The sequence below is a fragment of the Listeria immobilis genome (assembly GCF_014322765.1).
GTDB classification, from domain to species: domain Bacteria; phylum Bacillota; class Bacilli; order Lactobacillales; family Listeriaceae; genus Listeria; species Listeria immobilis.
Genome location: NZ_JAASTZ010000001.1, coordinates 1 through 18,352, shown reverse-complemented (window position 1 = coordinate 18,352; position 18,352 = coordinate 1). Strand labels below are relative to the sequence as shown.

The 18,352-nt window shown below is 35.7% G+C and carries 21 protein-coding genes and 1 pseudogene; 9 read left to right on the top strand and 13 right to left on the bottom strand.

Going from position 1 to position 18,352, the window contains the following annotated elements:
• Positions 1 to 188 precede the first annotated feature (188 nt).
• From HCJ50_RS00110 to HCJ50_RS00090, 5 genes are all read left to right on the top strand, one after another.
• On the top strand, positions 189 to 623 hold the full coding sequence (locus tag HCJ50_RS00110) for a mannose/fructose/sorbose PTS transporter subunit IIA (RefSeq protein WP_185347101.1): 435 nt from the start codon (positions 189 to 191) through the stop codon (positions 621 to 623).
• Positions 623 to 1,108, top strand: coding sequence for a mannose/fructose/sorbose PTS transporter subunit IIB (locus tag HCJ50_RS00105; protein WP_185347103.1), 486 nt, complete (start codon positions 623 to 625; stop codon positions 1,106 to 1,108). The genes HCJ50_RS00110 and HCJ50_RS00105 overlap by 1 nt, the downstream gene beginning before the upstream one ends.
• A 170-nt stretch (positions 1,109 to 1,278) precedes the next feature.
• Positions 1,279 to 2,091: a PTS mannose/fructose/sorbose transporter subunit IIC gene (locus HCJ50_RS00100; RefSeq protein WP_185347105.1), complete on the top strand. Its 813-nt coding sequence runs from the start codon at positions 1,279 to 1,281 to the stop codon at positions 2,089 to 2,091.
• Positions 2,092 to 2,108: 17 nt separating this feature from the next.
• Entirely contained in the window at positions 2,109 to 2,987 is an 879-nt protein-coding gene (locus HCJ50_RS00095; RefSeq protein ID WP_185347107.1) for a PTS mannose transporter subunit IID, read from the top strand.
• 120 nt (positions 2,988 to 3,107) lie between these two features.
• Entirely contained in the window at positions 3,108 to 3,575 is a 468-nt protein-coding gene (locus HCJ50_RS00090; protein WP_111143537.1) for an Lmo0779 family protein, read from the top strand.
• A gap of 28 nt (positions 3,576 to 3,603) precedes the next feature.
• On the opposite strand, the gene HCJ50_RS00085 is transcribed toward HCJ50_RS00090, so the two are convergent.
• Together HCJ50_RS00085 and HCJ50_RS00080 are read right to left on the bottom strand one after the other, a co-directional pair.
• Positions 3,604 to 3,813: a hypothetical protein gene (locus tag HCJ50_RS00085; protein ID WP_185347109.1), complete on the bottom strand. Its 210-nt coding sequence runs from the start codon at positions 3,811 to 3,813 to the stop codon at positions 3,604 to 3,606.
• Positions 3,814 to 3,847: 34 nt separating this feature from the next.
• Positions 3,848 to 4,521: pseudogene (locus HCJ50_RS00080) on the bottom strand (hypothetical protein).
• Between the two features lie 336 nt (positions 4,522 to 4,857).
• Here HCJ50_RS00080 and HCJ50_RS00075 point away from each other — a divergent pair.
• The gene (locus HCJ50_RS00075; RefSeq protein ID WP_185347110.1) at positions 4,858 to 5,283 is read left to right on the top strand and encodes an HTH domain-containing protein; all 426 of its coding nucleotides are present in this window, start codon (positions 4,858 to 4,860) and stop codon (positions 5,281 to 5,283) included.
• A 23-nt stretch (positions 5,284 to 5,306) separates the two neighbouring features.
• Here HCJ50_RS00075 and HCJ50_RS00070 read toward each other — a convergent pair whose 3' ends face one another.
• Positions 5,307 to 5,741, bottom strand: a complete 435-nt coding sequence (locus HCJ50_RS00070) for a hypothetical protein (RefSeq protein WP_185347112.1) — start codon at positions 5,739 to 5,741, stop codon at positions 5,307 to 5,309.
• 409 nt (positions 5,742 to 6,150) lie between these two features.
• Positions 6,151 to 6,534, bottom strand: a complete 384-nt coding sequence (locus tag HCJ50_RS00065; RefSeq protein ID WP_185345004.1) for a hypothetical protein — start codon at positions 6,532 to 6,534, stop codon at positions 6,151 to 6,153.
• A 156-nt stretch (positions 6,535 to 6,690) separates the two neighbouring features.
• On the opposite strand from HCJ50_RS00065, the gene HCJ50_RS00060 reads away from it, so the two are divergent.
• Positions 6,691 to 7,554, top strand: coding sequence for an ROK family protein (locus tag HCJ50_RS00060; RefSeq protein WP_185345002.1), 864 nt, complete (start codon positions 6,691 to 6,693; stop codon positions 7,552 to 7,554).
• 38 nt (positions 7,555 to 7,592) lie between these two features.
• Here the strand turns inward: HCJ50_RS00060 and HCJ50_RS00055 are convergent, their stop codons facing one another.
• Together HCJ50_RS00055 and HCJ50_RS00050 are read right to left on the bottom strand one after the other, a co-directional pair.
• The gene (locus HCJ50_RS00055) at positions 7,593 to 7,925 is read right to left on the bottom strand and encodes a hypothetical protein (RefSeq protein WP_185345000.1); all 333 of its coding nucleotides are present in this window, start codon (positions 7,923 to 7,925) and stop codon (positions 7,593 to 7,595) included.
• A 40-nt stretch (positions 7,926 to 7,965) separates the two neighbouring features.
• On the bottom strand, positions 7,966 to 8,895 hold the full coding sequence (locus HCJ50_RS00050) for a diacylglycerol/lipid kinase family protein (protein WP_185344998.1): 930 nt from the start codon (positions 8,893 to 8,895) through the stop codon (positions 7,966 to 7,968).
• A gap of 175 nt (positions 8,896 to 9,070) precedes the next feature.
• On the opposite strand from HCJ50_RS00050, the gene HCJ50_RS00045 reads away from it, so the two are divergent.
• Positions 9,071 to 10,060 (top strand): NADPH:quinone oxidoreductase family protein, encoded by a 990-nt coding sequence (locus tag HCJ50_RS00045; RefSeq protein WP_185344996.1) that lies wholly within the window; start codon positions 9,071 to 9,073, stop codon positions 10,058 to 10,060.
• 44 nt (positions 10,061 to 10,104) lie between these two features.
• Here HCJ50_RS00045 and HCJ50_RS00040 read toward each other — a convergent pair whose 3' ends face one another.
• Entirely contained in the window at positions 10,105 to 10,755 is a 651-nt protein-coding gene (locus HCJ50_RS00040) for a GntR family transcriptional regulator (protein WP_185344994.1), read from the bottom strand.
• Between the two features lie 21 nt (positions 10,756 to 10,776).
• On the bottom strand, positions 10,777 to 11,529 hold the full coding sequence (locus HCJ50_RS00035; protein ID WP_185344992.1) for an ABC transporter ATP-binding protein: 753 nt from the start codon (positions 11,527 to 11,529) through the stop codon (positions 10,777 to 10,779).
• Between the two features lie 159 nt (positions 11,530 to 11,688).
• Between HCJ50_RS00035 and HCJ50_RS00030 the strand changes: the two genes are divergently transcribed.
• The gene (locus HCJ50_RS00030) at positions 11,689 to 12,801 is read left to right on the top strand and encodes a GntR family transcriptional regulator (RefSeq protein ID WP_185344990.1); all 1,113 of its coding nucleotides are present in this window, start codon (positions 11,689 to 11,691) and stop codon (positions 12,799 to 12,801) included.
• An 88-nt stretch (positions 12,802 to 12,889) separates the two neighbouring features.
• On the opposite strand, the gene HCJ50_RS00025 is transcribed toward HCJ50_RS00030, so the two are convergent.
• From HCJ50_RS00025 to HCJ50_RS00005, 5 genes are read right to left on the bottom strand one after another with little or no spacing between them, the layout of a single operon-like run.
• Positions 12,890 to 13,918, bottom strand: coding sequence for a glycoside hydrolase family 76 protein (locus tag HCJ50_RS00025; protein WP_185395448.1), 1,029 nt, complete (start codon positions 13,916 to 13,918; stop codon positions 12,890 to 12,892).
• Positions 13,919 to 13,921: 3 nt separating this feature from the next.
• The gene (locus HCJ50_RS00020) at positions 13,922 to 15,178 is read right to left on the bottom strand and encodes an ABC transporter substrate-binding protein (protein ID WP_185344988.1); all 1,257 of its coding nucleotides are present in this window, start codon (positions 15,176 to 15,178) and stop codon (positions 13,922 to 13,924) included.
• A 21-nt stretch (positions 15,179 to 15,199) separates the two neighbouring features.
• Complete coding sequence (locus HCJ50_RS00015) at positions 15,200 to 16,075, bottom strand: carbohydrate ABC transporter permease (RefSeq protein WP_185344986.1); 876 nt, start codon at positions 16,073 to 16,075, stop codon at positions 15,200 to 15,202.
• 11 nt (positions 16,076 to 16,086) lie between these two features.
• The gene (locus tag HCJ50_RS00010) at positions 16,087 to 16,977 is read right to left on the bottom strand and encodes a carbohydrate ABC transporter permease (RefSeq protein WP_038406890.1); all 891 of its coding nucleotides are present in this window, start codon (positions 16,975 to 16,977) and stop codon (positions 16,087 to 16,089) included.
• Positions 16,978 to 16,993: 16 nt separating this feature from the next.
• Positions 16,994 to 18,292: a glycoside hydrolase family 125 protein gene (locus tag HCJ50_RS00005; protein ID WP_185344984.1), complete on the bottom strand. Its 1,299-nt coding sequence runs from the start codon at positions 18,290 to 18,292 to the stop codon at positions 16,994 to 16,996.
• Positions 18,293 to 18,352 lie beyond the last annotated feature (60 nt).

Below are 18,352 nucleotides of genomic sequence, written 5' to 3'. Positions count from 1 at the left end.
AAGAGTTTTTTAGTGTATTAAGGTATTTTTGTAGCGTATCACAGACTCAGCCAACTTTCATTCAATGCTTATAAAGGCCTTGGAACACTTCTATTATTAAAGGGGGCGTTTGATACAGAAAAGTTGGCATGGTTATTGCGTTACTATTTATGGAGGAGTCATATCCACGCTTTAAGGAGGAGATACTTATGCCAGTTGGGATTATTATTGGCACTCATGGTGAATCTGCACGTGAACTCTTAAAATCAGCCGAAATGATTATTGGTAAACAGGATAATGTGGAATTTATTACATTTGTTCCTGGAGAAAACACAGATACGCTAATTACTAAATTCAAAGAAAAATTAGAAATACTGGATACTTCTGAAGGCGTTATTTTTATGGTTGATTTATTTGGTGGCAGTCCATACAATGCATCCAGCCAAATTGCACTGCCAGAAGAAAATATGGACGTTGTCACCGGCGTCAATATTCCGATGTTACTTGAAACACTATCCATGCGTGCAGCAAGTAATCAAAAAGATTTAGTTGAAACTGCCCTTACAGCAGGAATCGGTGGCGTTAAATCACTTAAAAAATCATTACCACAAACAGAAAAACAAGTCGGGGAGGACGATTTATAATGGAAATTCGCTTAGCACGTATTGATGACCGTTTAATTCACGGACAAGTAGCAACAGTTTGGACAAAAGAAACACAGGTAGAACGTATTATCGTTATTAGTGACGATGTAGCAAAAGATGAGGTTCGTAAAACGCTTCTTACACAAGTAGCACCTCCTGGAGTGAAAGCAAGCGTTGTAGATGTACAAAAAGGAATTCGTGTATATAACAATCCCAAATATGCTACTACTCCGGTAATGTTGCTCTTCACAAATCCAACAGATGTATTAACTTTAGTCGAAGCTGGTGTAAACATCACAACCGTTAACATTGGAGGTATGGCTTTCCGCGAAGGCAAACATATGATTACCAATGCTGTTTCAGTGGACGAAGCAGATGAAGCAGCTTTCCATAAATTAGATGAAAAAGGAATTGAACTTGAGATTCGCAAAGTTGCTTCTGATAACAAAGTAAAACTCATTCCATTGCTTGATAAAGAAAAATAATTCACCCTTGGTCTTATTTTTTAAGCCCTAAGAAAAGTGCAGACGTTCAGAAAAAACCTTTAAAGGGGTGATTTATGAATAAAAGCACCTGTAATAAATATCTGGGAATTCAATTACCAACTTGAAATTATCTTTTTTATCATTTTAAAGAAAAATTGGGAGGGAAAAATATGACTACAGTACAATTAATCCTTGTATTCCTTGTATCATGTATTAGTGGTATGGGTAGTATTTTGGATGAGTGGCAAACGCATCGACCATTAATTGCCTGTACACTAATTGGTCTTGTTCTTGGGGATATTACAACCGGCATTATCATTGGGGGTACGCTTGAAATGATTGCCCTTGGATGGATGAACATTGGGGCGGCAGTTGCACCAGATGCTGCGCTCGCATCAATCATCTCCACTATCTTAGTTATCACTGGTGGACAAGATATCAGCGTAGGTATTTCACTAGCAATTCCTTTAGCTGCTCTTGGACAAGTACTTACAATCCTCGTTCGTACAATTACAGTTGCTTTCCAACATATGGCTGATAAAGCTGGTAAGGAAGGAAACCTCCGAAGTCTCGACTGGATACATGTTTCAGCACTATTACTTCAAGCTATGCGTATCGCTATTCCAGCAATGATCGTTGCCGTTACAGTTGGGACAAGCGCCGTAGAAAATTTACTTAATGCTATACCAGAAGTGATTGTAAATGGTCTTAACGTAGCTGGTGGCTTTATCGTTGTTGTCGGTTATGCCATGGTTATTAATATGATGTCAGCGAAATATTTAATGCCTTTCTTCTTCTTAGGTTTTGTTGTCGCTGCATTTACAGCATTCAACTTAGTAGCGCTGGGTGTTTTAGGTCTAGTTGCAGCAATTATTTATATTCAACTAAATCCTAAATACCAATTAAAAGATGCTATAGAACAATATGGTGGAGGCGGCGGCAGACGTCAATCTGATGATCTCGACGACGACCTTGACGACTAAGGAAGGGGGAGAAAAATATGAGTGAACAAATTATCGTAAATGAGAAGAAAATAACGAAAAGAGACTTAATGGGCGTATTCATTCGTTCCAACCTCTTCCAAGGGTCGTGGAACTTTGAACGGATGCAATCTCTAGGCTTTTGTTTCTCTGTAATCCCAGTCATTAAACGTCTTTATCCTGAAAAAGGTCCGGAAAGAGAACAAGCAATCAAACGTCACTTAGAATTCTTTAACACCCATCCTTATATGGCCGCACCGATTTTAGGTGTTACAACAGCAATGGAAGAACAAAAAGCAAATGGCTCCGATATAGACGATGGTGCAATCAATGGTATCAAAGTTGGTTTAATGGGACCACTTGCAGGTGTTGGGGATCCTATTTTCTGGGGTACCGTTCGTCCTGTACTTGCCGCATTAGGAGCTGGTTTTGCAACGGATGGTAGTATTATTGGACCGATTTTATTCTTTGTATTATTCAACGCAATTCGTTTAGGCTTCCGTTATTGGGGCGTGTTCTATGGCTATACAAAAGGTACCGATGTTGTATCTGATATGTCTGGTGGTTTACTCCAAAAATTAACAGAAGGTGCTTCTATTTTAGGACTATTCGTAATGGGTGCGCTCGTAAATAAATGGACCACAATTTACGTACCGCTTGTAGCTTATACAACAGAAGATCCTAAAACTGGTAAAGACATTCCAACTACTGTTCAAAGTATTTTGGACCAATTAATGCCAGGTCTTCTTGCCCTACTTCTAACCTTCGCATGTATGTGGGTACTGAAGAAAAAAGTCAATGCACTTTGGTTAATTCTAGCACTATTCGTAGTTGGTATTTTAGGCTACTGGTCAGGTATCTTAGGACTTCCGCCAGCAGGTTATTCACCACTAGGTTAAGAAATTAGCTTTAACTTATATGTGGGGAATCGGAGTCAAGTCCGGTTCTCCCTTTTATTTGAGTAATTATGTTACAATATGTTTAAATGAAATCTATATTAGATTGTGAGTGATTTAAAAATGGTCTGGGATGCTACGAATATCTTCTTATTTGTTGCCAACATATTAACTTTACTGTATATCTTGTATAATGATGCAGTAATTCCACTATGGAAAGGCAAATCTGTTTTAACCGTCAAATTACGTTCTCGAGGTCGTTGGGATGGCTATATTTTCGTTGGAATTATCGCGCTACTGTTTGTTTCCAATGCGTTTTTCCGAGAAGGTCCATTTTCCACTTCGGTATTACTAGCAATTATGGGCGTGCTTTTTATCTACATTTGTTTTTTCCGTAGTTCAAGAGCAGTCTTTAAAAAAACCGGTATTTTCTACGCCTTATTATTCTTTCCTTATGATAAAATTGAACGAATGAATTTATCGGAAGACGGCATCCTCGTGATTGAAACAAATCGTCAACGGTTAATGTTGTTTGCTAGGTCTGAGAAGGATTTGGAGAAAATGCTTGCTGTGTTTGCTACATATAGTTAAAAAAAGCTATGCCTCATTTTCCTGTTTGTTAGGAATGGAGACATAGCGTTTTTTGTTTATTAATTAATTTCTTTTTTGCATTTCGGTATCTTAAAATTTGGAATCCTATCCCCATAAATGCTATAAATCCTAAGACTAGTATGAGCTTAATATCTGTTGCAAAATATATACAAATGCATGCAATAACTTCAAGAACATAAACTCCAATAAGCCATTTTTCCGTTTTCACTTTTTTCATTATTTTCTTCCTCCTATAATGGGGAACTCTCCAACTAATACTCCTTCAAAACCTCTTTGTAGAGTTCTTGATAAGTATCCTTCATATCCTCCGTTTCTTCCATGATTTCCCCATCTTCTAAAAATAATTCATCTTGTTCTACCTCTGCCACAGGATACTTACTTAAAAGAGCGTTAGTCAAAACATAATTATCTCCCGACGTGCTCTTTCTAAGGAAAAGTGTATATTCTTCGCCCGCTTGCATATTTTTATATCCGTCAATCGTTAAATCATATTTTTCACCATCTACTTCTACGTTCTCTACACTATCTTCTAACACGTTGATTTTTTGTTTTCTTTCAAAATTCCTGATTCATCTTTTTGAATATTATTTATCGTTACTTCACTCATTGTATAAAAATCAGTTGGTATCTCACTATCTTTAGATTCTCTCGTTATAGACGTTTTTTCAGATTCCTTGGTGACAGTAACTATAACTGGTGAACTGTCATCAAGTTCTTCTATATTATCAGCTAATTGAAGATATTTCCCATGATACGAAACAACGCCACTTTTCGGTTTCACTTGCTCTATTTCATTCGTTTCCAAAGGCTTTTCTTGGGTGCTTTTATCATTCGAACATGCGGTTAAAGCCGTACCAGTACACGAGTAAAATACTATTAATGACACTGCAGAGATAGATATCCTTAATCCCCTTTTTTTGCTCATGTTGTTAGCTCCTTTTTATAATTAAGTTGTAAAAAAGTTCAATAAAATGTTTAAATTAGAGTCGTTATTCATGAATTATTCAAACATCGGTTATTATTGCCTCAAAACGGAATCAGTGGATAGTCCAAATTGTATTCTCTGACAAAAATGATTCTGAATAATTACACTATCTTATAGAAAATACTTTCATGTCATAGCATTCTAGCAAATAATTTCGTCTAGCTTGAATTCCATATACACTCGCCAAAATATTGTAACTGAACACTATGAATTTAATTGGTTTTTAATTGACATTATTACTCATCAATACTATGTTTGAATAAAGGAGATGGTTATATGTATATCGACATCGAAAATTTCAAAAAAAATATAATTTCACTAAAAGAAGATTTTCATTTTTCAAATGATGATTTTAAACGATTTTTTAATTTTGACTATGAAACTCTTCTTGATTTTGTAGAAGAAGACCTAAACTATCAAGAATGTTTAGAAAAAAGTATGTTACTTACAGTTTCTTTTGTAAATCATGATAGCGATTATCGCTTAAAACATCTAATCGAAGTTTTGCATGTGGTTTACAGCTTATCGTATGAAACTATTTCGCGATTTGCGGGTCTTAAACAAGAACAAATTTTGAATTATTTAAAAGATGCAAACACTATAACAGAAGACCAAAAATTCGAGTGTTGTAGTAGATTAGCTCTATTGGATAGAATTATTTCAACCATGGTACCAACTAAACATATATTTGATGAGGACTAATATAGCTAAAGTGATATATAATCTTAATTATTCCAACGGATAGCTGATGAACCCATGGCATAACCTACTGGAGTAACCTTACCACTTACAGAAGCCATATATTGACTTTTTAACATTGGTTGAGATATATAGCCTTTTAATCCAGAGACGCTGACTCTTTGAGTAGAACCATGATAAAGATCAGCAATGTTTAACATACCTTTAAACCCCGTAGCTTTGTATGGAGGAGTCATAGTAACTTTCCAATTTATTCTTTTAGGTGAATTGGTTACCCATATCTTCATTTCACCAACTCTTTTAGGTGCTTTCAAATTGCTTCGATTGTTCTTTTCCGGATTCTTAGACAATTGAATTTCTTCCGTTGCACTTGTTATAACATTAGCTCTTACTACAAGTGGGGTAAAATTAAAACTTAAAATACTAACTAATAATACTGTAATGATTTTTTCATATTTCAACACTCCTTCAGTTCTATGATTATATAAAGAATAACAAAAAAAATTAATGTATAACCAAAAATGTAATGAAATGTCCGATTCTTGTCATGAACGACTTGAAAAAGGCTTGTTTATAATAATTACTACACAAATTGTGTATAAATGTAGTTTTGCGAGTGTGAAAAAACCACAATTCGAGTCATTATTCACAAATTATTCATCCAAAAATAAAATTGTCACAAAACGTTCAATTATTAACATTTTTCATGTATTTTTAATCGCAATTTTAAACTTATTCTTAAAATAGTTAACGTTTTCAAATCACACTAAATGAATAACCATGTATATTTATTAGTCCTATATTTCCCTACAAAAAAACTCATTCTCTAACAAAGCGTTAAAGAACAAGTTTCATTTCTTTTTATTAAAACTATATACCAACATTACTTAATTTAATTTCTGGAATAACAAATTCGACAAATCTACCATGAAGCATTTCGATTTCTTCACTGAACTTGGTGTCAAAACAAATAATACTTTCTTCCAATCGAAGCACGGCGAATCCATCTTCCTCGTAGTCTTCCAACTTCCCTACTACGTGTACTAAGCCTTCTTCATCTATTTCTAACACACAATGTTTTTCTTCACTTTCATGCAAAAGTTCTGCACTAATCATATCAGGTATCGTAATCTCTACCGTGTAATTCCTACTTGGTTCTGGGTCTTCATCGGCCCAAATCCCAACGCATTCACCATATTCACTACTAAAAGCGATTCTGCCGTCAGCCAATTTTTCTTGAACCTTTATCTCCACTAACTGTTTCCTCCTGCGCTTTAAATTCTTGCTTTATTATAGCACAAAACTAGAAATTGACGTTAATTTTTAGCTAAGTATTTTCACTTTTTATTTGTTATTTGTCTGATTTAAAAGTATTATAAGTATATACTTTTAATTAAAGGAGAACAGACTATGACGATTCTTGCATTTGATATGGGCGGTACAGCAGTGAAGTATGGCGTGTTAACGAAACAAGGTGAGTTACTTGAGAAAGGAAAATTTGCTACTCCTGATAATTTGGATGAACTAATTCGATTACTTGTCGAGGTAAAGGAAAGCAATACGCATTCTTTCGAAGGAGCCGCATTTAGTTGTCCTGGTGCGGTAAATAATGAAACCGGCGTCATTGGCGGAGCGAGTGCAATTCCTTATATACATAATTTTCCGTTTCGGCAACTTTTGGAAGAAAAATTAGCGCTACCTGTGACAATGGAAAATGATGCTAACTGTGCTGCACTAGCAGAAGTTTGGCTTGGTGCTGCGAAAAATAAACAAGATATTATTTTTATGATTATTGGCACTGGTGTTGGTGGAGCAGTGATTCAGGGCGGAAAAGTTCATCACGGAGCAAATTTACATGGCGGCGAGTTTGGTTATATGTTAATGAATCAAGAAGGAAACACCCTAAGCGATCTTGGAACTGTGGTGAATGCTGCGAAACGAATTGGTGAGAAACTTACACCAGCAGAAAAAATTGATGGAGTTCGAGCTTTTGAACTTAGAGAAGAAGGTAATTTGATCGCAACTAGCGAGCTTAAAACCATGTTTAATTGTTTGGCTCGAAGCATTTTTAATTTACAATATGCACTGGATCCTGAATTAGTAGTTATTGGCGGGGCAATTAGTGAGCGTACTGGCTTTATCGAAGAACTAAATACCTATGTAGATGAAGTAAAAGCAAGCGTTCCAATTGCCAAAATTCGTCCGACGGTGGTTGGCTGCGAATTTGGTAATGATGCCAACCTTATTGGTGCAACGGCCTTTTATTTAGCATAAAAAAAGAAGCTGGACACGTTTTTTGCGCCAGCTTCTTTTTATGCTAATTTTTCAGATTCGCCGCGACTTTCTAAAACATTCGCAACTGCTTCGAGCCATTTTTTCTGTTTATTAACAACAAATTGGTATTTTACACCAGAAATCATATCTATTTCTAGAATGTTGGACAACAGTGGTTTACCGAGAATTTTAGTACGAACACCACGAATCTTCCTCACTCTATCTAATTGGATATTGATTTCCTCATCAAAATAATCATTTGGCTTGTGTACGATATAGGTTTTTGTTAAATATAGTTTCCCTGGGACTGCCTTAAAACCATTTTTTGCGTTGGCTAGACCTTTATGAATGACATCTAATTCTTCTTCCATAAAGCGTATCATCTCCTTGTTTTCTATACTTTATTATAACCTATTTCTTTAGTACAAATGGACCGAAACGCTTTTTGCTGCTTTCTTTTGGTGCAAGAATGTTTAAATGACTTCCAAGTACTTCAATTTCTGCTGGAACGCCTGGACCTGGATCGCCATCGACATTAATACTTAAATCATCTCCACTTGCATCAATAGTTAATTTCTTTGTTTTAATATAAACTACGCCGCCGCTATTTTTCAAATTACCACGAATTAGTTGCGGAATCATATTAGCAGCATCCAGCAAGCCAAGTTTTGTCAAAATAACGATGTGCAAGTAGCCGTCGTCGATTTTTGCGTCTGGTGCCCATGATTCAATTCCGCCAACAGACTTTGTTAAGCCAGCTACAACTAATGCAGCCTCACCTTCCCAAACTTCACCGTCATACTCTAATTTAAAGTTCAATAATTCATTCCGGTTAAAAGCTTTTAATCCTTCTAAAAAGTAAGCTACGGAACCAAATTTGGTTTTTTGTTCCACACTCACTTGGTCAACTGCTTGAGCAATCATTCCAATTGCTAATACATTCATAAAGTACTGGTCGCCAATCCGGCCGATGTCCATTGGTACTCCCTCTGCATGCTCTAATGCCTGAATTGCTTTTTCAGGTTTTAATGGAATACCTACCGATCTAGCTAAATCATTCACCGTTCCAAGTGGCACAAATCCAAAGTCCGGGCGGTTTTCATGGATAGCAAGCCCATTAATCGTTTCATTTAAAGTTCCGTCTCCGCCCATCGCAATTACTGCATCAAACCCCTGTTTAGAAGCCCAAGCAGCAAATTCCGTAGCATCTCCAGCTTTTTCCGTTAAACGCACTTCTACTTCATCGTAACGTTTTTTTAAGACTGCTTCTGCTTTTCCTTGGTATACTTTTCCTTTTTCTTTACCTGATGATGGATTCACAATTAATAATGCCTTCCCCATCGTACTCACCCTTTCTTGCCAAAAAATCTATTGCTATTATTACACATAGTTAGGCATCTTATCTATTATAGTTTACCTTGAAATGCAGATTAGTACCAGCACCAGCCTTGAAAAATCCTTAAAAAAGTCGTAAAGTGATGAAGAACACAAAATCGATTGGTGGAGGAATTTTTAGATGAAATCATTTCAAGCCCTTTTTATTGAAAAAGAACAAGAAAAGATCTCACTTCATTTTAGAGAAACTAGCATAGATCAATTACCGGAAAACGATGTACTTATCGAAGTACACTATTCAGGGATTAATTATAAAGATGGTTTAGCAGTGCTTCCCGATGGCAAAATTGTTCGTAGTTATCCTTTTATTCCTGGTATAGATGCGAGTGGTGTTGTTGTAGAATCGAAATCAGCGCTGTTTCAAGTTGGTGATGAAGTCATTGTAACTAGTTATGATTTTGGCGTTAGTTATTTCGGTGGATATAGTGAGTTTATTCGTGTCCCTGCTGAATGGGTTGTTCCGTTACCAGTTGGCCTATCACTTAAAGAAGCAATGATACTTGGGACAGCAGGATTCACAGCAGCTCTTTCTGTAGATGCACTTGAGTTTAGTGGTGTAACTCCAGAAGATGGGAAAATTGCTGTAAGTGGTGCCACTGGGGGTGTGGGAAGTCTTAGTTCAGCCATACTTTCTAAACGTAACTATCAAGTCGTAGCTGCTTCCAACAAAGCGGATGCAAAAGAATTTCTACAAAAGTTTGGCGTTTCTGAAGTTGTTTCCCGAGAAGCGTTTCAACCAGAGAAAGTTCGTGCGTTAGATAAACAACTATTTGCTGGTGCGATTGATTGTGTTGGTGGAAAATCGCTAGCTTACTTGTTAACTGCTATTCAGTATGGCGGTGCAGTAACAACATGTGGTATGTCTGCTGGTGGGAAATTAGATTCCACTGTCTATCCATTCATTTTGCGCGGTATTCAACTTTTTGGGATTGATTCCGTACTTTGTCCAATGCCAAAACGTAAACGAATCTGGAATCGCCTTGCAACTGATTTCCGCTTAACTAATTTGGATGAATTAGCAACTGAAATTTCGTTCACTGATTTACCAACTGCCCTTCATCAAATAATGAACGGTGGTATTACTGGTAGATATTTAGTGAAAATTAAATAAAAAATGAGCATCTGCTTCTTTTAAAAAAGCGGATGCTCATTTTTTCATCGATAAGCAACTAATACGTGTGCATCAATCACTTCATCAATAATCATTAAACACCTATCATAATCATGAACAACAAGTGCATTAATAAAATATTCAATATTTTCAATGGTTTTAACAGAAGCATTTTGCGCAATTTTAATAACTTCCTCATCGCCAAATTCTTTTATATTACTAAAAAAATCTTCACTTATTTTTAAGTAATAATTATTTTTCAAATAAGTAAGCAAATCTTGAATAAACCATTTTTCATAATCAATATAGACTGTTGGATCTGTTTGCTCTTCTTGTTGTTTTATTTCGGTTAATTTATTTGTCACTTTTAATTTATCAAAACTTATTTTTTTGGTTCGGATTTTATGAATCGCTTGTTTTAAAAATAAACCTAAGATTTCTGTCATTTCAAAGTAGCGTTCTTTGTTGATGATGCTGTCTTTAACAAAAGCTCCTCGAAAATCATTATATTCAACATAACCATCTGCTGCTAACATACCAATAGCTTTACGAATTGGCGTGCGACTAATTTCTAGTTGTTGCGATAGTGTATTCTCGATTAATCGGTCTCCTGGCTTTAATTCCCCGTTGCGAATTTTCTTTTTGATTTCTCGATAACAAACACTTTCTCTTGTCTCTTTGCGTTTGGTTGTCATGATGATGCCTCCTAAATAGGTCTATAAAAAGGATCTTGATGTAATAATCTCTTTTAAAAAATCATTTTCATTCACTTTTTTCTCCATCGCTAAAAATGGATGATAACTGGTATTTTCACTGACTAGCATAGCTGTTTGAATGGCGATAATTTCTTTTGTTAGTTCGTGCTCTTTTCTTGCATTTAGTTCGGAGTGAGAACGAAATATTCGCATAATAAACGTACCTATTATATATAGAATAATCGCCATCACGATGATTAAAACAGCAGCAATAAGTCGCTCTACAACATTATCTACAAAAAATAGAAATGATCCCCCTAAAATAGCCAAAAAAGCAGCAACAAATACGCCTACAATCGAACTTAACGGTTTATTGTTTTTCTTTTCTTCTGCCATTTCTGAGTGAATAAAGCGAAGTAGTTTTTCCAAATCATCTCTAGTGCTAAAACCGCTTTTTTCTAGATATGCAAATAATAAATAGCGACGCATCGTTATTAATTCCGAAAAACTTCTTAGTTGATAACGAACACGAATAAATTTTTTTGCACGGGTATAAATCAAGATATAGTAAAGAAGCGGCACACACACCAAGCTTAGTAAAATGGTTGGAATAAAGTAACGAGAATCCAATAGCCCAATAATGACTATATCACTAATAATTAATACTATTACTAACAAAAAAAATGCTCTCCAAAAACCTTTTATAAAGCTATGTATTAAATTCCAGTTTCCTAATTTTTTAAAATAAAAATCATTTAATTTTTTGATGGCCATTTCTACACCTTTTCCTTTTTTCCTAGCTTTAAGTTTAACATGAGTCATCCATTTATTAAAGTTTGTAAATGAATTTTCACTTTTTTATTGTAATTAGTTTACTTTGGTGTCGAAAATAAATATAATTAATATTATAAAATATATTTAATGGGTGAGTAAATGAAAAAACTATTGTATCAGCAAGTCTATGATCAACTTAAACTGGCTATTCAAGATGGTGAAATCCCAATTGGAAATAAACTGCCAGCAGAAAAAGAACTAATGGATCAATTTGATGTGAGTAGTATTACGCTAAAAAAGGCACTGGAACTATTAAAAAAAGATGGTTATATTTCCAGACGTCCCCGTGTTGGTACTTTCGTTATTAGTGCATCTCCAAATAGTGAACAAGTGGAGACTAGAATGTTTGATAAGCCTCTATTTGGTTGTATTATCACTAACTTCGATGACACTTTTGGCACGATTTTACTTTCGGGAATGTTAGAGCATAGTAACTCGAAGGCACATATTGTTGTTAAAAAATCACTTGGGGATACCGAACGAGAAGAAGAAATTTTACAGGAATTTATTGAAATGAATGTAGCTGGTATACTGATTTTACCTGCTAGTTCAAAATTTGTTTCGCCAACTTTGCTGGAACTTGCTTCTCAAAAATTCCCCTTAGTTGTTATTGACCGCACATTGGAAGGTTTACCAATTTCATCAATTAGTTCTGATAATACGGAAGCGGGTAGGATTATTACCGAAAAGTTATTTGAGCTGGGCCATAAACATATTGGGATGATTACTTCTACAAGTCCGGTTTCAACCCTGGATAGTCGTGTGAATGGCTTTATCCGTGGACATGCTTCATTCCATACGGCATTTCATTCTGATTATGTATTTCGCGAAATCGAGTCAGTAATGCCCAATTCAACCGTTTCAATTCAAACGGATATTAATAAAATTGCCCTGTTTTTAGAAACGCATCCAGAAATTACTGCGCTGGTTGCAACAGAGTACAATATTGCGCTGTTAATAAAGCAAGCTTGTATTAAACTGAATAAGCGCATCCCTGAAGATTTATCGGTTGTTTGTTTTGATCACCCAGATAATTTCTTTGATGCATCGACTTTTCGCTTTACCCATATTAAACAAGCACAATATAAAATCGGTGTTAAAGCGGTTGATATGTTGTTAAAACAAATTAATCAACCTGACGCGTTTAAAAAAGAAATGTTACCCCCACTTCTTGTCGAGGGAGACTCTGTCAACGCACATAAGAAAAACTAAAAAGCCTCCACTACTGTCGTAATCTCCAAAAGTCAGATTAAGCATTCTAACTTTTGGAGGTCGATTCACTAGTGGAGGTATTTTTTATTTATTTTTCTAGTTTTGCTGCCATCTCAAGTGCTATCATTCCACTTAACTCTGCTGAATAAGGAATTTGACCACTTGGTTTTTCTTTCCAGTTCATTCCCATTAGCAAGTATCCGTCAACCATCGCATTGTCAATTAACACTTGGCAACTACTTGTAACAAAATCCCGGAATGTTTGATTATTTGTTTCTTCCATTAAATCAGTAAAGTAACGATAGAAAATCCCTTTGAAAAGTCCTTCGTCCCCGCCACTTCCTTCTTCTTTGAAAATACCGTTTTCCGTTAGCTCTTGCAATGAAACCTCTGCTGTTTTGTTGGCCATTTCAAGGTATTTACTTTCTTTTGTAATTCGGAAAAGCTCTAAACTCGCACCAATGTATACACCTTGATTATAGGTAAACTTCCATTCCATGTCGATAGCGCCATCTTCTAAACGATTAATCCCATCTTCTACAAACCCATCGGCACGAACAAGGACCTTTGTTTGCCATTCATAGGTTTTAAGCGCCCAATCAAGGTGTTTTTGTTCGCTTTGTTCATTATAAAGCCAGCATGATAAAATGATAAATGGTGCATTCACTGGGGTATTTTTATAATACATTTGCGGTCTGCGCCAAGCAAATCCTCCACCCATCGTATCATTCCAACCAGTATCAACTAAATCTTGCCATACTAACTTTGCGTCACTCAAATAGATATCTTTACCAGTTACTTTGTATAACCGGAAAGCTGCAAGTGCATTCCACAGCATATCATCATAGAAATCATGAATAAGTGTTCCGCCATTACGGTTCTTATTATGCGCATATGTCCATTCTGCTACCTCTAAATCAGTTTGCTTATTTGTCCGCAAGTAAGCATCTAATCTTACTTCTACTAGATGTGCTAGCCACCAATAATTAAAAACTTTATTATCTTCCTCAATATTTTTGATTGGATAAAAGTTATTTAAAAACTGCTCTTCTGTATCAGCTTTATAAAATTTCTCTAAACTTTCTTGTCCTAAAGTTGCATAATCTGACCATTTCATCAATTATTTATCTCTCTCTTCTTTTAAAATTTGATTACCTTCTTTTTCCGATTGTGATAAAGCTTTTTCAGCACTAATATTTCCGTTCATGAATTTTTCGAATTGTGGTTTCATCGCTAATCCTTCAACGTCTGCGTAACCAGCTACAGTTGGACGGATTTTCGCATATTTCATCGTATTAACAAAAACAGAGTAATTGGGATCATCTATGAAATAAGCATCTTCAGCAGCGACTTTGTTTGCTGGTAACCAACCGCTAATTTTAGCAAATTCTACCCCATTTTCTGGTTTTGTTGTCCACCATTTCATAAAGTCCCATGCGCCATCTTTATGTTCTGCTTGTTTTGGCATTACTAAACCAAATCCGCCCATGATTGCGCCTTTATCTCCGTTTGGTCCTGTTGGTGGTTCTACTACACCATAGTCAAGATCTTCTACTTTATTGTAATCAGCAAGTGCCCATGGTCCATTAAATGTCATGGCTTCTTTTCCTGCAGCAAATGCATCTGTTCCATCATCAAAACCACGTTGATACACTTTTAAATCATTTTGCATTTTATCCCAATAATTAAGTACTTCTAACCCTTGTTCTGAATTAAAAGCTGTTTTTTTGTTGTCACTAGTTACTAACTCTCCACCCGCTTGCATTAAGTAAAGATTGAATAAGCCCACATCTTGTAATGACATACCTGCTTGTGTCATCTTTTTACCGTCCCATTTAGAGGTTTTCTGAGCTGCAGTAGCAAGCTCGTCCCAAGTTGTTGGTGGTTTTACGCCTGCTTCATTTAGTAACTTTTTGTTGTAAAATAAAACACGGTTATCATTTAAAAGTGGCAAACCATATAATTTATCGTTGTATGTCATTTCTTTAACGGATTCTTCATAGAAGTCACCTAGCTCCACTTTATCGTCTTTAACTAGCTTATCTATAGGTTCAAGCACATCTTTTGGAGCATAAAGTGCCGTTTGATAACGATCCCACATAATTAGGTCTGGAAGTTCTCCACCAGCAATTCCTGTTAAAAGTTTTTCTTCTACATTTTCTTGTAATACATATTTTACTTTATAAGTGTCTTGAGATTCATTATAACTAGCAATTTGCTTATCTAATTGTTTAATTTGATCCCCTGACCATGACCCCCACATAATAATTTCTTCTTTTCCATCTTTTTCTTTACTACTAGTATCTTTGCCACCACCACAAGCTGCCAAACTAAGTAATAACACTGTGCCAAGAATTGCTAAAAGTACTTTCTTCATTGTATACACTCCTTTTTTCGTTTATTTACCGCCGTTATGGGCAATACCTTCGACAAAATATTTCTGTGCAAAAATAAATACAAATAATACTGGAACTGTGGAGATAATTGTCCCCGCCATCAGTGCCCCGTAATTCGCGCTCTCATTATACTGGAAGGAGGCGAGTCCGACTTGCACAGTCATCATTTTCTGCGAGTTGAGGACAATCAATGGCCACATAAACTGATTCCACCCTGCTTGAAAAGTCATAATTCCAAGTGTAGCAAGGGCAGTTTTTGCAAGTGGCATATAAATTTTCCAGAAAATCTTAAATTCAGAGCAACCATCAATTCGCGCTGCTTCCGAAAGTTCATCTGGAAGTGTTTCAAAAAATTGTTTCATAAAGAAAATTGAGAACGCGCCAGCTGCTCCGGGAATTAGAATTGCCCAGTAAGTATTAATAAAACCCATTCCACCATGACCAGTAATATCATTTCCACCCACCAGCGGAAAATTCTTTAAAACTAGAAAAGATGGAATCATTGTTACAACTGCGGGAATCATCATACTTCCTAGGAATGTCATAAACAATCCTTTTTTTCCTTTAAATGGCAACTTAGCAAAGGCATATCCGGCAAGTGAGCCGAAAAATAGATTTGTTAATACACCACCAACTGCAAGTATCAGTGAGTTTACTAAATAGCGTGCAAATGGAGTCGTGCTAAAGACATCTTTGTAATTATCCCAAGTAAACATTTTTGGAATTAAATTCATACTATTACTCAAAATTTCACTTGCTGGCTTAAATGATGTTGATAAAGTCCAGATAAGTGGAAATACCGTAATTACGCTAATTAATATGACAGCAATGTACCAAAGTACCGATTTACTTATTTTTTTCAATTTTATGGTGTTCATTTTAAGCCTCCTTAAACTGTCCTATCTTCTTTATTTATGCGCATATTAATAATCGAAAATACTAAGATGATTAAAAATAATACAAAAGAAATCGCGGAGGCGTAACCCATTTTCAAGCCACCAAAGCCTTCATTGTAGATATAATAAACAAGTGTAATCGTTGAGTTCCCTGGTCCGCCCTTCGTTAATACATACGCTTGGTCAAATACTTGAAATGCATTGATGATTAACATTGTTGTCACAAGAAAAGTTGTTCTTGAAAGTGATGGCCAAGTAACATAGCGAAATGTCTTCCATCTAGATGCGCCTTCGATTTTTGAAGCTTCATATAAATTGGCTGGAATTCCTTGAAGCCCTGCAATGAAAATCATCATATTTGTTCCAAAAGTCATCCAGACACTCATCACAACAATCGCAAACATTGCCCAATTAGAATCATAAAGCCAAGCGGGACCATTTATCCCAAACCATCCTAACACACGATTAATTAAACCGTACTGTGGATTTAAAAGCCAATACCAAATTGTCGCCGTAGCAACTGTGGAACAAAGTACTGGAACATAAAAGAATGTTCGAAATAACCCTGCTCCTTTTTTACTCATATTTATTAAAATAGCTGCTCCAAGTGATGCTACAAGCCCAAGTGGAACAAATAATGCTGTATAAACGATTGTATTTTTCAATGAAATGAAGAAATATGGATCGTGGAACATCTTGACATAGTTATCAAAGCCAATCCAATTTGGTGTATTAATAATATCGTAGTCGGTAAAACTTACTACTAGCGCCATACCTATGGGCAAAATCATAAAGATTGCTAATAATAAAACAGGAAGAGCAATAAAAAGATACGCCATTCTTTGTTGATGTACTTGGACAGATTTATTTCTAATTTGTGCCATGATTAGCCTCCTTTCGTTACTTCGGTAAAGCACCCACCAACTTGAACCCTGCTGTATCAAGCACTAATTCACAAAACATCATATTCGCCCATGAAAACCATTCACGAGTAAAGTCTGCTGGATTATCTGGGTGAAATGATTCATGCATTAAGCCAGTATCTGCATCCGTTCTAAGCAACATATCAAGAATGCTATTTTTTTCCGTTTGGTCTGTTGCAGTTAGCCCCTGAATCGCAAGCCCAATTGGCCAAATATAACCGTTTGGTGTATGAGGACTACCAATACCTTTTGCATGTTCTCCTTCAAAATAATATGGATTATCTTTACTTAAAATATAATTTCTTGTATTTTGATAGATTTTCTCTTCTTTCTTGCTATAGCCAATAATTGGCAGTGAAAGTAAGCTCGGAACATTAGCATCATCCATTAATAATTGATTACCAAAACCATCAACTTCAAATGCGTAAATCTCTCCAAAAGTCGGATGGTTATACGTGCCAAATTTCTCAATTCCAGTTTGAATATCAGCTTTCAAAGTAGCTGCTTGTTGTAATGTTTCTTTTTCATCTGGATAAAATGCTTCGATAATTTCTTTCGCATAGCCTAGCACCACAACTGCAAACATGTTAGATGGGATAAGATAGCCATATTCACATGCATCATCACTTGGTCTAAAACCAGACCAAAGCATTCCAGTATAAGTTGTTTCGGTACCTCGGCCATCTCGTTTTAATGTGTCGGACGGTACACAGTCCATTCGTTCAAATCGATAACTAGATTTTGTTTCATGATGTTGCTCCACTTGCCATAATGCAAAAATTGATTGCAACATTTTTAAAAAGGCTTGATCAAATTGTTCTGTTCTACCTGTGATGTTCCAAATATAGTATGCTAATTGAATTGGATAACATAAGGAATCAATTTCATATTTTCTTTCCCAAACTTGTGGATGCATTTCTGTAATATCTGCTTGATGTCCGGCACCATTAGCAGTCTCATTAAAGGCATTTGCATAAGGATCAATCGCTACTAATTTAGCTTGTTCTTTACTAAGACCAATTAACATCGATTGAATTTCTTCATTCTCTGCTGCAAAAAATAAAAACGGACGAACCTGACAAACTGAGTCGCGTAGCCACATCGCCGGAATATCACCAGTTAAAATAAATGTCATCCCACTTTCACGAATTTTAATTGTTGTATCTAGCGTATTAATCATGCAACGCTCATACATTTCTACCAACTTAGGATTATGTAATTCCTTTTTTATTTGTGCCGCACTTGATTGGATAAAAGCACGATTTTTAATAACCAAATTCTTCACTCCATTTCAATTAATTATACTTCATTATTATGTAACAAATTTAAATAATAC